We start from the raw sequence: 14,870 nt of genomic DNA on the forward strand, positions 1-14,870 counted from the left end.
CCGCTGGGTTCGATTACCACGGGGGAGGCTGCCATGGGCGGTCAATACGATCCTGCCCTGCGCCCGACGGCGGCCAGGCAGATCTCTGTGCGAAGCGGCGTGCGCCGGGTCGCGACAGTGCTGATCCTGGCGCTGGCGCTACTCACCGCAGCACCACGTGAGCCGCTGCCGCCGGTCGCCGGAAACGGATGGCCGACCAGTTGGCTCACCGACATGCTGTCGCTGCGTCCGTCGTGGGGCTCCGAGCCGCCCACCCCGAAGCAGACAGCGGGCCGGGCACCCGGCGGGCACTACGTCGCCGCGGCGCGCGACCGCGCCCGGCCCAGCGGCGAGCGGGCCAAGGGCGAGCTGCCCCGTTTCCAGCCCCACCGGCCGGCCGGACAGGTGCGCCAGACCGGTCCCGGACGGCAGGGTTACCAGCCCCGCACCAGCAAGCGGTTGCCTGCGGCGTCGACCACCACGTCAGACATCTTCCAGAACGCCGACGGGTCGGTCACCCGGCGCGTCTACCAGCGGCCGGTCAACTGGCGCGACGCCGACGGCACCTGGCGCTCCATCGACCCGGCGATCGTCCGGCGGCCCGACGGGCGCTTCACCGTCAAGGCGCATCCTCTCGGCGTCACCTTCGCCGCCGCTGGTGAACCCGGGCAACCCCTGGTCGACCTGGCGCTCGACGACGATCGCAGCCTCGGCTTCGACCTGGCCGGCTCCGTTGCGCCCACCGCCCGGGTGAACGGCAACGAGCTCACCTACGAACGCGCGTTGCCGGACGTGGACGTCACGATGGCCGTGACCGGAACCGACGTCAAGGAAACGCTGGTCCTGCACTCGGCGAAGGTGCCGACCGAGTACGTCTACCCGCTGCGCCTGCGTGGGTTGACCGCCGGCATCGACAAGGACGGCGACGCGGTGTTCCTCCGGGCGGACGGCACCGAGGCGGCCCGGATGCCGGTCGGCTACCTGGAGGACGCGAGCGTGGACGCGTCCGGCACGGGTGCGATCTCGCACTCGGTGCGCTACGCCCTCGTCCCGCACGGCACCGGGCAGGCGCTGAAGGTCACGATCGACGGCGCGTGGCTGCGCGACCCGAAGCGGAAGTTCCCGGTGCTGCTCGACCCGTCCACCGGCACGATCAAGACGGCGACCGGTGACACGTACGTGCAGTCCGACGTCACGGAGACCCAGCGCTCCGGCGAGGACAACGTGGCCGCCGGCACCTTCGACGGCACCGCCACCGGCAAGGCGCGGGCCCTGCTGCCGTTCTCCACCTTCGGCAGCACCTACGCGGGCAAGAGGCTCAGCGCGGCCGACCTGAACATCTTCATGAGCTACCAGGGCGTCGGCACCGGCTGTGTCGCCCGCCGGTTCGACGTCTACCGGGTGACGCAGAACTGGGCCGCCTCCACCGTCAAGTTCGGCACGTTCCCCACCCTGTCCGCCTCGATCGGCAACGCCTCGCCCTCGAACACGGCTGCCTGCGGGAACACCGCCAAGACCCGGAACGTGGGCACGTGGGTCTCGGTGCCGCTGAACGCCACCGAGGTCAACGAGTGGGTGACCGGCGCCGGCACCTACGGGCTGGCGATCAAGGCCAGCGAGACCGACTCCACGGCCTGGAAGCGGTTCACCTCGGCGAACTCGCCGTTGAACTGCGCGCACTCCACGTACGGCACGATCTCCTGCACGCCGTTCATCGACGTCACCTACACCGACAACGTGGCGCCGCAGATCGACGTGCGGTACCCGGCGGACAACTACACGGTCTCCACGCTGACGCCGGAGCTGGCCGCGAGCGGCCGTGACTCGGATGCCTGGCCGAACAAGGGGCTGCGCTACACGTTCGTGGTCAAGGATTCCGCCGGCACGCAGGTGGCCGCCTCCGGGTGGGTGACGAGCGGGGTGTGGAAGGTACCCGCCGGCGCGCTGTCCTGGGGCAAGACCTACACCTACACGGTCCAGGTCAACGACTGGTCCTCCACGGCGCCTGCCACACCGGTGGCGTACGCGTTCACCACTGCCGTTCCGCAGCCGATGATCAGTGCGGACCTCGGTCAGAACGGCGGCAAGGGGTTCGAGCCGAGCACCGGCAACTACACCACCTCGGACAGCGACGCCGAGGTCGCCACCGCCGGTCCGGCGCTGTCGATCACGCGGGACTACAACAGCCGCGACGTACGGGCCGACAGCGCGTTCGGTCAGGGCTGGTCGTCGCTGCTGGACATGCAGGTGCGGGAGCAACCCGACGCCTCCGGCGCGGTGCAGACCGTCGCGGTCCGCTATCCCTCCGGCGAGGAGGTCGCGTTCGGGCGCAACGCGGACGGCGTCTTCGTTCCCCCGTCCGGCCGATTCTCGGTGTTCAAGCCGATCACCGGCGGCTACTCGCTGACCGACAAGGACGCCACCGCGTACGAGTTCACCCGCTCGGTCGGTGGTGGCGTCTACCGGCTGACCCGGATCGCCGACTCCTCCGGGCGCGCGGAGACCCTGCGGTACGACGCGAACGGGCTGGTCGACCTGCTCACCTCCGTCTCGTCCGGCCGGACGCTGGCGGTCAGCTGGTCGACCCCGGCCGACGCGGGGTATCCGCACGTCACGCAGGTGACCTCCGACCCGGTGACCGCCGGCGATGCGACCACTCGCCTGACCTGGCAGTACAGCTACGACAAGGATCTGCTGAGGACGGTGTGCCCGCCGGGCACGACGACCGACTGCACCCGGTACGACTACACCACCTCCTCGCAGTACGAGGCGACCACGCTCAACGCCGGGCCGTACTCGTACTGGAGGCTGAACGAGCCGGCCGGCGCGACCAGCGCGATGAGCACGGTGCTGTCGAACGACGGCGCGGACAACGCCGCGTATACGAACGTCACCCTCGGCTCGCCGGGCCCGCTCGCGGGTTCGTCGGCGACGGCGGCCGGGTTCAACGGCACCACCTCCAGCGTGCAGTTGCGGCAGAAGGCGATCAACGAGGCGTCGTACCAGTCGGTCAGCCTCTGGTTCAAGACCGGTACGGCCGGCGGGGTGCTGCTGGGCTACTCCGACGATCTGGTCACGCCGGGCGCCACGACGACGAAGGCGTACGTCCCGGCGCTGTACATCGGCACCGACGGCAAGCTGCGCGGCGAGTACCTGGTGAGCCCGGCCTCGGCGATGGCCTCGGCGGCGGTGGTCACCGACGACCGCTGGCACCACGTGGTGCTCGCCGGCAACGGCGGCAGCCAGACGCTGTACCTCGACGGCTCGGTTGCCGGCACGCTGACCGGCGCCATCAACATGGCTTTCAGCGGCGTGCCGAACGTCTACGTCGGCGCCGGGTTCCTCGGCGGTGCGTGGCCCGCGCAGCCGAACACCACCGGGACGGCCTCGTTCTTCAACGGGTCGGTCGCCGAGGTGGCGATGTTCAACAGCGCCGTGACCGCGAGCACCGTGACCGCGATGTGGAACAGCGGCCGCGCGGCCGCCCCCTCGCTGTCGAAGATCACCAGCGAGGCCGGCCGGGTCCAGGCGCAGGTCACGTACGACCCGGTGTCCGGCCGGGTCGGCCAGGTCACGGACGAGAACGGCGGCACCTGGAAGATCGGTGTGCCGCAGGGCATCTCGTCCAGCCAGGGCTACGTCTCCGCAGTCCTCGGCACCCGCCCGCGCGACTACTTTCGCCTCGGCGACATCGACGCCCCGGCCCAGGCGGTGAACGAGGTCGTCGGCGGTTCGATGCAGTACCACAACGTCACGTTCGACACCTCGCAGCCGAACACCACGAGCCCGTTCCCGGACCGGTTCGGCGCGAGGTTCAACGGCACCTCGTCGTACCTCAGCGGCACCGGCACGACCGCGGCCGGAACCGTGGAGTTCCCCGCGTCGGTGGAGATGTGGTTCCGGATCCCGGCCGGCACCACCAAGAGCGGCGTGCTGTACAGCATCGACAGCACGCCCACCGGATCGTCGAACATCCCCGCCTTGTACGTCGGGTCGGACGGTGTGCTGCGGGGCGGCCTGGAGCAAACCGGAGCCGCCATCACGATGACCTCGGGCTCCACGAAGGTCAACGACGGCAAATGGCATCACGTCGTGCTGGGCAAGCACTGGCCCAACGGGCAGGCGCTCTTCCTGGACAACAAGCTCATGGCGACCAAGAACGAGGGATACCAGGGGATCGGTGGGCCGGCCTTCATCGGAGCTGGCTACACCTCGGGGCTTCCGGGGTCGTCCGGCACGACGAGCTACTTCACCGGTGAGATCGCCGAGTTCGCGTTCTACGACAAGCTGCTCACCGCCGCCCAGGTCAACGCGCACTACGAGGCGTCGAAGGCGGTCGGGTCGCCGACTGCTGACACCACCGGCCCGACCTTGACCCCGGTCTCCAAGGTCACCGTGACGGACCCGGGTAACAAGGTCTCCAGCCGCTACTTCGACCTGGTAAACGGCAACCGGCTGATCGCCGAGACCGACGTGCTCGGCAACACCACGAGCTACGGCTACGACGTGGGCGGCTTCGCCTCAGTGGAGTACGACCCGCTGGGTCAGCTCACCGAGTCCGGCAAGGACGTGCGGGGCAACACGATCCGCTCGACCACCTGCGCGCGACCGCACGACGACTGGCTCAGCGAGTGCGACACCACCTACTACAGCTTCTGGCCCGACGCGACCACCACCCAGCTCACGCCGGACGCGCGCAACGACCAGATCACCGACATCCGGGATCCGCGCTCTCGCAACGACAAGGACGAGCGTTACCGCACGAAGTTCACCTACGACACCGCCGGCAACCGCACCTCGATGGTGTCGCCGCCGGTGGCCGACTTCCCGGCCGGTCGTACCGTGTCGATGACGTACACGACGGCTACCACGCCCGCCGTCGGTGGCGGCGTCACCCCGCCGGGGCTGCCGCTCACCACGACCTCGGCCGCCGGGTCGGTCCAGCAGACCGACTACAACGCCGCCGGCGACGCCGTCAAGATCACGGATGCGGCGGGGCTGGTCACCGAGTTCGCGTACGACGGTCTGGGGCGTGCGACGAGCCGCAAGGTGATCTCGGACGCCTACCCGGCCGGGCTGGTCACCACGTTCCGCTACGACGCCGACGGGCAGGTGACGGAGTCCACCGAGCCGGCGGTGACCAACCGGGTGACCGGCGCGGTGCACACGCTGCGCACCGTCGACACGTTCGACGCCGACGGCAACGTGCTGACCCGTACCCAGCAGGACCTCACCGGCGGCGACGCCAGCCGGACCGTGACGAACAGCTACGACGAGCGCGGCCGGCTGGTCAAGGTGGTCGACCCGGTCGGCGTCGTCACGCTCCAGGAGTACGACGCCTACGGCAACCAGACCACCGAGACGACCTGTGACAGCAACCCCGCGCCGTCGTCTCCCTGCCCGAGCGGTGACGTGCTGCGCCGGCTGCGCACCACGTACGACGGCGAGGGCCAGGTTCTCACCGCCACGCTGACCGGCAAGGACGGCACCACCACGCAGATCCTGTCCCGCGCGTACTACGCCAACGGCGACCTGGCGTCCGAGACGGACGCGATGAACTGGACCACGAAGTACGACTACTACACCGACGGCAAGCTGAAGAAGGTCAGCCGGACCGACGGCACCACCACCCAGGTGCTGGAGGAGAACACCTACGACGAGGCCGGCAACCTCGCCGTCAAGAAGGAGAACAACGGCGCGACCACCACCAGCTACCTCTACGACCCGGCCAGCCGGGTGGTCTCGTCGACCGTCAGCCCGGACGGGGTCGACCGGGTCAGCACGTACGCCTACGACGGCGACGACCGCGTCACCGCGACGCGCACCATGTCGGGTGCGAAGCGAACGGTGCTGAGCACCACCCGCACCGGCTACGACCCGATGGGCCGGCCCACGTCGAGCAGCGTGGGGCGGAGCGCCGACAGCGGCCCGGTCGGCTGGTGGAAGCTCGACGAGACCAGCTACGACGACAACGCGGGCTTCATCGCTATGCGCCCGTTCATCAGCTACGACTCCTCCCCGTCGCACAACGACATGGAGTTTCCCGCGTACAGCGTGACCACAAGCGGCGGCGTGGCGACGTTCACCACCGCCGGATACATGCAGACCCCGAACAAGTTGCTGGACACCACGGCCTCGTACTCGGTGTCGGCCTGGGTCCGGGCCGGGAACCTGACCGCCACGCAGACCGCGCTCGGGCAGGGCGGCACCAAGAACGCCGCGTTCTCCCTCCAGTACAACAGCAGCCTCGCGAAGTGGGCGTTCAGCGCTCCGGCCACCGACGTAGCCTCGCCGTCGACCACCTACTCGGCGACGTCGGCGACCGCTGTCGCCGCGAACACCTGGGTGCACATGGTGGCGGTGTTCGACGCCCCGACCAAGCGGATGTCGCTGTACGTCAACAACGTCGCCGGCACCTCGGTCACCAATCCCACCCCGTTCGCCTCGGCCACCGGAATGACCATCGGTGGCAACTCGTGGAGCACCGGCGGCAGCACGTTCGTCGGTTCGGTCGACAACGTGCAGGCGTACCAGCGGGCGTTGTCGACCGCCGAGGTGTCCACCCTCTACAACGGCGGCAACGGCCGGACCGCGGCGGCGCTGTGGACCAACGAGATGACCACCGTCAACACGGTGGACAAGCGTGGTCTCACCACCGCGGTCAAGGACCCGCTCAACAACGTCACCAACTACGACTACGACGAGGCGGACCAGGCCGTCCAGACTGTCGCGCCCGCCGTCACCACCGAGTCGTACGGCGCCGAGACGGTCAACTCCCGCCCGGTGAGCCGGATCGGCTACAACACCTTCGGCGAGCAGGTCGAGGTGCAGGACCCGCTCGGCAACGTCACCCAGAGCCGGGTCGACGCGCTGGGCCGCCCGCACCAGATGATCCTGCCCGACTACACGCCGCCCGGCGGCGGTGCCCCGATCGTGGGCGCCCGCACCGTGACGACCTACGACAAGCTGGGCCAGGTCGTCGCCAGCACCGATCCGCTCGACAAGACCACCGCCTTCGAGTACGACATGTTCGGCAACGTCACGAAGGTGACCGGGCCGACCGGCCGCTCCGCGACCGCCCTCTACGACAAGGTCGGTGACCTGCTCGAATCGGTCGACGCGACAGGTGCGAAGACCACCGCCACCTACGACATGCTCGGTCGCACGCTGACCAGCAGCGAGGTGGTCCGCCAGCCCACCCCGGCCACCAACACCAGCGTCAACGACTACGGCACCGGCGCGTACGGCACCGGTCCCTGGCTGCAGAAGACCACCACCCCCGAGGGCGTGGTCACCTCGTACGGCTACAACTCCGCGGGTGAGACGATCAGCGTCAAGGACGGCGCGAACAACGTCACGCTGCTGGAGTACGACGGTCTCGGGCAGGTCGTCAAGACCACCAACCCGGACTCGACGAAGCAGGTCGTCACCTACGACGGTGCGGGCCGGCAGACCCGGGTGCAGCAGCTCGATCCGGCGAACGCGGTGCTCACCACCCAGTCGGCGGGCTACGACGACAACGGCAACCTCACCTCGGCCACCGACGCCCGCACCACCACGACCACGTTCACGTACGACGCGATGGGGCGGATGACCGGCGAAACCCAGCCGATTACGCCCACCACGTCGATCCAGACCTCGTTCGGCTACGACGCGGCCGGCAACCGCACCAGGTTCACGAACGGCCGGGCACTGGCGTTCTGGACCACGTACAACTCGTGGGGCAAGCCGGAGTCCCAGATCGAGCCGGCCACTCCGGCGTTCCCGGACGCGGCCGACCGCACCTTCAGGCTGGTCTACGACGCGGCCGGCCGGGTGACCGACCAGCTTGCGCCGGGCGGCGTGCGGGTGCACAACGACTACGACGACCTCGGCCGGCTGACCGGTCAGACCGGCAGCGGCGCCGAGGCGGCCACCGCGACGCGCAGCTTCGACTACGACGACGCGGGCCGGATCACGTCGCTGTCGGTTCCCGTCGGCACCAACACCATCACGTACGACGACCGCGGCCTCCCGCTGTCCATCACCGGCCCGCAGGACAACGTCTCGTACGCGTACAACCGCGACGGCAACGTCACCTCGCGGAGCGACGCGGCCGGCGCCACCACGTTCGGCTACGACGGCGCGGGCCGGCTGCGGACCGCCGCCAACACCACGACGGGCGTCAACCTGACGGTCGGCTACAACGTCATGTCGCAGATCGCCACCATGACCTACGGGTCCGGCAACGTGCGGACGCTGGGCTACGACTACCTGCAACGGCTGAAGACCGACACGCTCAAGAACGCAGCGGGCACCACGACGCTGGCCTCCATCACGTACGGCTACGACAACAACGGCAACGAGACGTCGAAGGTGACCACCGGCTTCGCCGGGTCGGGTTCGAACACCTACACCTACGACCTGGCCGACCGGCTGACGTCCTGGAACAACGGCAGCACCACCATCGGGTACGCCTACGACGGCGCCGGCAACCGAACCCAAGCTGGCTCCCGGACCTTCACGTACGACGCCCGCAACCAACTGGCGACGGCCAGCGACGGCGTGACGTACGCCTACACCGCGCGGGGCACCCTCCGGCAGACGTCATCCGGCGGCGGCGTCCTCACCACGGTCGCGGACGCGTACGGACAGGTGCTCTCGCAGCAGTCCGCGACCGGGACCAGCACCTACTCCTACGACGCGCTGGGCCGGGCGATCCAGCCCGGATTCCGCTACAGCGGCCTCGGCAACGACCTGGCCCAGGACTCCGGGACCACCTACACCCGCGGAACGAACGGCGAGCTGCTGGCCACCGGCGCCGGCAACGGGGCGAACTCGGTCTACACCTGGACCGACCAGCACGACGACGTGGTGGGGCAGTTCACCGCCACGGGCACGGCGCTGAGCGGCTCCCGGACCTACGACCCCCTGGGCAATGTCGTCGCCGGCTCCGGGTTGTTGGGCAACCTCGGCTACCAGTCCGAGTGGACCGACTCGGCCACGGGCCGGGTCAACATGCTTGCGCGCTGGTACAACCCGGCGACCGGGCAGTTCGACACCCGGGACACCGCCGCCAACGACCCGGTGCCGGACTCCATCGCCGCGAACCGCTTCCAGTACGGCGACGGGAACCCGCTCACCACCACCGACCCGACGGGGCACTGGGGCCTGCCGAGTTGGAAATCAGTCGTCAACGTGGTGACCCGCCCGGTCGCGGCCGCGCAACAGGTCGTCAACTACACCTACAAGGCAGCAGTCAACACGTACCGCGCGACTGTGAACACCTACCACTACGTCGCCTCGGGCAAGGCGTGGAAGGACGTCAAGAAGGGCGCCAAGAAGGTCCAGAAGAAGATCAAGAAGGCCAGCCGGGTGGCCTGGGACTCGACCAAACGCTGGGCGAAGAAGAAGGTCCAGAAGGTCTCCGACGCCTACAACGCCACGAAGAAATGTTTGAAGAAGGGCACCTCCAAGTGTGTGCGGGAGGCCGCCAAGAAGACGGTCAAACGCGCCGTGGCGAGCGTGAAGTCCACAGTGGCGGCGATCAAGAAGGATCCCTGGAAGTTCGTCGCCACGGCAGCGGTGGCGATCGCCGCCACTGTCGCGGTCGGCGCGCTCTGCGCCACCGGGGTCGGCTGTCTCATCCTGGCCGGCGCGGTCGCCGGGGCCATGTCCTCCGGCGCCGGCTACATGGTCGACGTCTCCCGGGGTGACGAGGAGTTCTCCTGGAGCGGGCTGGCCGGCACCATGATCGAGGGCGGCCTGGACGGCGCGCTGTCGGCCGGCATCAGCAAGTTCACCGGCGGCGCGAGCAAGATGCTCGCCGGCGGGGCCAGCCGGGCCCCGGGGCTCGGTGGAAAGCTGCCGTCGCTGGGGCGCGGCAATGACCTGCACGGCGCGGGCGGACCGAACCCTGCCGCCCGGCCGCGCTCAAGCGCGAACTCCTCGTCCAGCAGGTCCGCCGAGGGGTGTCCCACCCCGCACAGCTTCGATCCCTCGACCCGGGTGCTGATGGCCGACGGGTCCAGCAAGGCGATCAAGGACGTCGCTCTGGGGGACAAGGTCGCGGCGACTGAACCCGAGGGCGGGCGGACGGCGGCGAAGCCGGTCACCGCCCTGCACCAGAACCGGGACCGTGACCTCACCGACGTCACCGTCAAGGACGGCACCGGCAAGACGACGGTGCTGAAGACCACGCAGCACCATCCGTTCTGGGACGCGACCGACAGTGCCTGGGTGGACGCCGCAAAGCTCGCCGTGGGCCACCGGCTGCTCGTCCACGACGACAAGCGGCTGGAGGGTGACGGCACCGGCGCGGGCATGGGCGGCGGTGGACCCGGACTCGAGGTCACCGTCGTCGCTGTCGACAACTTCGCCGGCGACGAGGAGATGCGTGACCTGACGGTCGCCGACATCCACACCTACTATGTGTTTGCCGGCGAGACGCCTGTTCTTGTGCACAACTGCAACCGTGACTTCTACGACCACGGCGGCAGGGTCAAGTACGGGAAGCTCGACAGCCTCAACCGGCCCACGGGGGTCCACGCCTCGATCAACAAGGCGATGCTCGACAGCGGGCAGCCGGCCAAGGGGTTGTCGATCACCGGCTTCCCGAAGGGCAAGGGCACTCTTCTCAACCTGGCTCGGGGCCACCTGCTCGCCGACCGGCTCGGGGGCAAGCGAAACAAGCACAACCTGGTTGCGTTGACGCAGGACCCGGTCAACTCGCCGATCATGCGTGACGGCATCGAGCAGGCCATCTACGACGCGGTCAAGGGTGGCCAGACGGTCCAGTACAATGTTGTCCCGAAGTACGACGGTGATTCGCTCATTCCGCGGGCTCTGGAAATCAGCGCCTATGGAAGCGGTGGTTTACGAATCGATCCGTTTGAGATCAAGAATCCGGCCGGAATGTTTGGCGTTGGGGATGAGGACTGGTGACCGAGTTTCAGGAGTTGCTGGCGGCCGTCCCGCCGCCGGCAGGTCGCTCGTCCCGCTTCGACCAATGGGATGAACTCGACCGTCGGCTGGGTTTCGTCGTGCCGCAGGACTATAGGCTTGTCATCGACGCCTACGGCCCGGGCTGCTTCGACGGCTATCTGCACGTGCTGCAGCCCAAATCCCCGTTCGAGTCCATCCGTTTGGGCTCATTCGGCGCGCAATACCGGGAGCGGATACGAGCTCAGAACGAAACGGGGAGAGTGATCCCGTACGCTCCTGACCGGCTGCAACCGGTTGCTCGCACCGAGGACGGTGACGTCGTCTCATGGGTGGTGGCGTCAACCGGAGAATCGGACTCCTGGAGTTTGGCGATAAACAACTCAAGTCGCTCGGAATGGTTGAGCTTCGAGGGTGGTATCGCATCGTTCCTTCATGCAGTGTTTGTCGGCGGGCTGCGGCTGCCCTTCTTTCCCGAAGGGTTTCCGTCGAGCAGTCCGGTCTTCGAGACGTATCCCTCGGTGGAGGAAGTCCGGTCTCTGATCCAGTAGTCGACACCACCGCGTCGCTGATGCTCGTCCGCCGCCGCTGTGTCCCGGCGGCAGCTCGCGGGCGTCCCGCTGAGCTGGGCTGACAGCCGAGGTGACCCGAATGGCGCGGCTGGAGCCGGTCGCATACCGTGCCCGTCGTGGACGGACGACGGAGCTATCCCGAGGATGAGCAGGGGTCGCGATGGGGCGACCGCGGATACGAGTCGGACTGGCGCGCCGCGGGTGAGCCCCGCTACCGCGACGACGACTACCGCACGCCGGAGCAGCGCGCCGGTGAGAGCCGGTACGCCGAGCCGGGCCGGTACTCCGCCGCCGACCCGCTGGTGGACGACACGAGCAGTTGGCGGTCGCAGCGGCCGGACGACCCGGAGGTCTCCGGTGAGCTGCCCGGGACGCGCGCCGGCCGGCGCGCGGCGCGCGAGTCGGCGACCCCGCTCGGTGGGGACGACCCGCTCGCCGCGGTGTCCCGCAGCGGTGTGGACGCGCTCGGTACCGCCGCGCACGGCAACCCGCTGAGCGCGGTGCCGGCAAGCCCGCTCGGCGCCCCGGCCTCCGACGACGCGTCCCGTACCGGCGGTGACCCGTACGGCCTGGCCGCTCACAACGCCGACCCGCGCGGTGGCGGTAACGCGCTGGCCCTCGGCGCCGCTGCCGGCCAGGCTCGTCCGGGGCCGCTCGGCGGTTACCCGATCGTGGACACCGGCCGTTCGGCCGAGCCGCCGGCGACCGGTGGGGCGGACCCGTCGGCCGCGGCGCGGCTCAATCCCGGCGAGGCGACTCCGCTGCGGATCGGTGAGCGCCCGGCCGGTCCGGCCGAGCCGGCGGCGGCCCCGAACCCGCTGGAGATGCCGACCGGCCCGATGCCGGCACTCATGCCCCGGCCGGAGGGTCCGCCGCCCGGTGACGGCGTGTACCGGACCCGGCGCCCGGCGCTCGCGGTGCTGCTGGCGGTGATGGTGCTGGTGCTGGAGGTGCCGGCGGTGCGGGTGTTGCTGCACGGCCTGTTCGGCGACCCGGTGTCGACGTCGCACGTGGTGGTGGGCATGTTCCTGGTGGTCGGCCTGCCGATCTTCGGCACCGGCCTGTACGGGCTGCGTACCGGCGGGCTGGCGCTCGCCGACGGCAGCCGGGGCTGGCTGCGCCCGCCGACGGCCTACCTGACCGTCGGGCTGGTCCTCTTCCTCGCCGCCGCGCTCGCAGCGGGCTGAGCTTTCGCTGAACCAGTACGCCGGAGTGGCGGTGTCACCGACAGGTCGATGCCGCCACTTCGCCGTACTGGAGACGATCAAGCGAGACGATCAAGTCGAGGCGGCCTTCCGCACCCGAGGGCCGTGCGGCGGACAGGGCGCGTACACTGGTCGACTGGCGACCGCCTCGCGCGGTCGACCTCGCGTGCCCTCTCCACGGTCTCCTCCGTGGGGCGACGGCCTCCCTGGTCCCGGTTCTTCATCCGGGCCCACCCAGGCCGGCGATCGGGCGCCAGGCGTCCGGTCGCCGACCGGACGGACAACCAGGGACAAAGTAGGAGTAACCCACCATGGCCGTCGTGACCATGCGTCAGCTGCTGGAAAGCGGTGTGCACTTCGGGCACCAGACCCGGCGCTGGAACCCGAAGATGAAGCGCTTCATCTTCACCGAGCGCAACGGTATCTACATCATCGACCTGCGCCAGACGCTCGACTACATCGAGAAGGCGTACGAGTTCGTGCGCACCACCGTCGCCGGTGGCGGCAGCATCCTGTTCGTCGGCACCAAGAAGCAGGCCCAGGAGGCCATCGCCGAGCAGGCGACCCGGGTCGGCCAGCCGTACGTCAACCACCGCTGGCTCGGTGGCATGCTGACGAACTTCCAGACCGTGTACAAGCGGCTGCAGCGGATGAAGGAGCTGGAGGCCCTGGGTGACCTGAGCGGCACCGCCGCCGGTTACACCAAGAAGGAGACGCTCCAGCTCTCCCGCGAGAAGATCAAGCTCACCAAGACCCTCGGTGGTCTGCGGGACATGCAGAAGCTCCCGGCCGCGGTCTGGATCGTCGACACCAAGAAGGAGCACATCGCCGTCGACGAGGCCCGCAAGCTGGGCATCCCGGTGATCGCCGTGCTCGACACCAACTGCGACCCGGACGAGGTCGACTTCCCGATCCCGGGCAACGACGACGCCATCCGCTCGGCCGAGCTGCTGACCAGGGTCGTCGCCGCCGCCGTCGCCGACGGTCTGATCGCCCGCTCCGGCCGTAACCGGGGCGCGGACGAGAAGCCCGAGGCCGGCCAGGTCGCCGCCGACGAGCCGCTGGCCGAGTGGGAGCGCGAGCTGCTCGAGGAGCCGAAGAAGGCCGACGAGCAGCCCGCCGCCGCGCAGCCGGCGCCCGCCGCCGCCGAGCAGCCCGCCGCTGCCGAGCAGCCGGCCGCTGCCGAGCAGCCGGCGACCGCCGCCGCGGAGTGATCTCGCCGTCGCGTCCCCACCGTCCGGATCCCCGGCGGTGGGGCGCGACGGGTACGCCGGGTCAGCACCGGCCCGGAACCGGGTAACCAGCACCCCAGACCACCTCACTGACACCGAAGAGAGAGTCATGTCCAACTTCACCGCCGCGGACGTCAAGAAGCTCCGCGACCTCACCGGCGCCGGCATGATGGACTCCAAGAAGGCGCTGACGGAGGCCGAGGGCGACTTCGACAAGGCCGTCGAGATCCTGCGCGTCAAGGGCGCCAAGGACGTCGGCAAGCGGGCCGGCCGCACCGCCGCCAACGGGCTCGTCGCCCACTCCGGCCAGGCGCTGCTCGAGCTCAACTGCGAGACGGACTTCGTCGCCAAGAACGACGCCTTCATCGCGCTGGCCCAGCAGCTCGTCGAGCACGGCGTGGCCAGCGGCGCCACCAACGCCGAGGAGCTGCTCGCCAGCAGCATCGACGGCAAGAGCGTGGCCGACCTGATCCAGGAGCAGTCCGCCAAGATCGGCGAGAAGCTGGTGCTCAACCGCTTCGCCAAGCTCGACGGCACCACCGCTGTCTACATGCACCGCAAGAGCCAGGACCTGCCCCCGGCGGTCGGCGTGCTCGTGGAGTTCACCGGCAAGACCGACGAGGCGGCGGACGCCGACGCGCGCGCCGTGGCCATGCAGATCGCCGCGATGCGGCCGAAGTACCTCACCCGCGACGAGGTGCCGGCCGAGACCGTCGAGTCGGAGCGGCGCATCGCCGAGCAGACCGCCCGCGAGGAGAACAAGCCCGAGGCGGCGCTGCCGAAGATCGTCGAGGGCCGGGTCAACGCCTTCTTCAAGGACTTCGTCCTGCTGGAGCAGGCGTCGGTTGCCGACAACAAGAAGACCGTCAAGCAGGTGCTGGCCGACGCCGGCATCGAGGTGACCCGCTTCCTGCGGTTCGAGGTCGGCCAGGCCTGAGCCGCCGCGCCGGGCCTTCCGGGCC

5 protein-coding genes are annotated in these 14,870 nt (G+C 69.5%); all 5 read left to right on the forward strand.

From position 1 onward, the window contains the following. Window positions 1–87 precede the first annotated feature (87 nt). The 5 genes from MicB006_RS07070 (at window position 88) to tsf (ending at window position 14,845) form a co-directional block, all read left to right on the forward strand. Window positions 88–10,902: a LamG-like jellyroll fold domain-containing protein gene (locus MicB006_RS07070; protein WP_152037828.1), complete on the forward strand. Its 10,815-nt coding sequence runs from the start codon at window positions 88–90 to the stop codon at window positions 10,900–10,902. Further along, entirely contained in the window at window positions 10,899–11,450 is a 552-nt protein-coding gene (locus MicB006_RS07075; protein ID WP_116504676.1) for a hypothetical protein, read from the forward strand. The genes MicB006_RS07070 and MicB006_RS07075 overlap by 4 nt, the downstream gene beginning before the upstream one ends. Before the next feature lie 128 nt (window positions 11,451–11,578). After that, window positions 11,579–12,658 carry a hypothetical protein gene (locus tag MicB006_RS07080; RefSeq protein ID WP_116504677.1) on the forward strand — a complete coding sequence of 360 codons (1,080 nt, stop codon included), beginning with the start codon at window positions 11,579–11,581 and terminating at the stop codon, window positions 12,656–12,658. Window positions 12,659–12,987: 329 nt separating this feature from the next. Then, on the forward strand, window positions 12,988–13,890 hold the full coding sequence (gene rpsB, locus MicB006_RS07085; protein ID WP_116504679.1) for a 30S ribosomal protein S2: 903 nt from the start codon (window positions 12,988–12,990) through the stop codon (window positions 13,888–13,890). 127 nt (window positions 13,891–14,017) lie between these two features. Further along, window positions 14,018–14,845: a translation elongation factor Ts gene (gene tsf / locus MicB006_RS07090; RefSeq protein WP_073830340.1), complete on the forward strand. Its 828-nt coding sequence runs from the start codon at window positions 14,018–14,020 to the stop codon at window positions 14,843–14,845. Window positions 14,846–14,870: the final 25 nt, after the last annotated feature.

Origin of the sequence: Micromonospora sp. B006, assembly GCF_003408515.1 — a bacterium.
Classification (GTDB): Bacteria; Actinomycetota; Actinomycetes; order Mycobacteriales; family Micromonosporaceae; genus Micromonospora; species Micromonospora echinospora_A.

Coding starts and splice junctions, on each gene's coding strand:
- tsf (WP_073830340.1), top strand. CDS start 14,018: ATGTCCAACTTCACCGCCGCGGACGTCAAGAAGCTCCGCGACCTCACC.
- rpsB (WP_116504679.1), top strand. CDS start 12,988: ATGGCCGTCGTGACCATGCGTCAGCTGCTGGAAAGCGGTGTGCACTTC.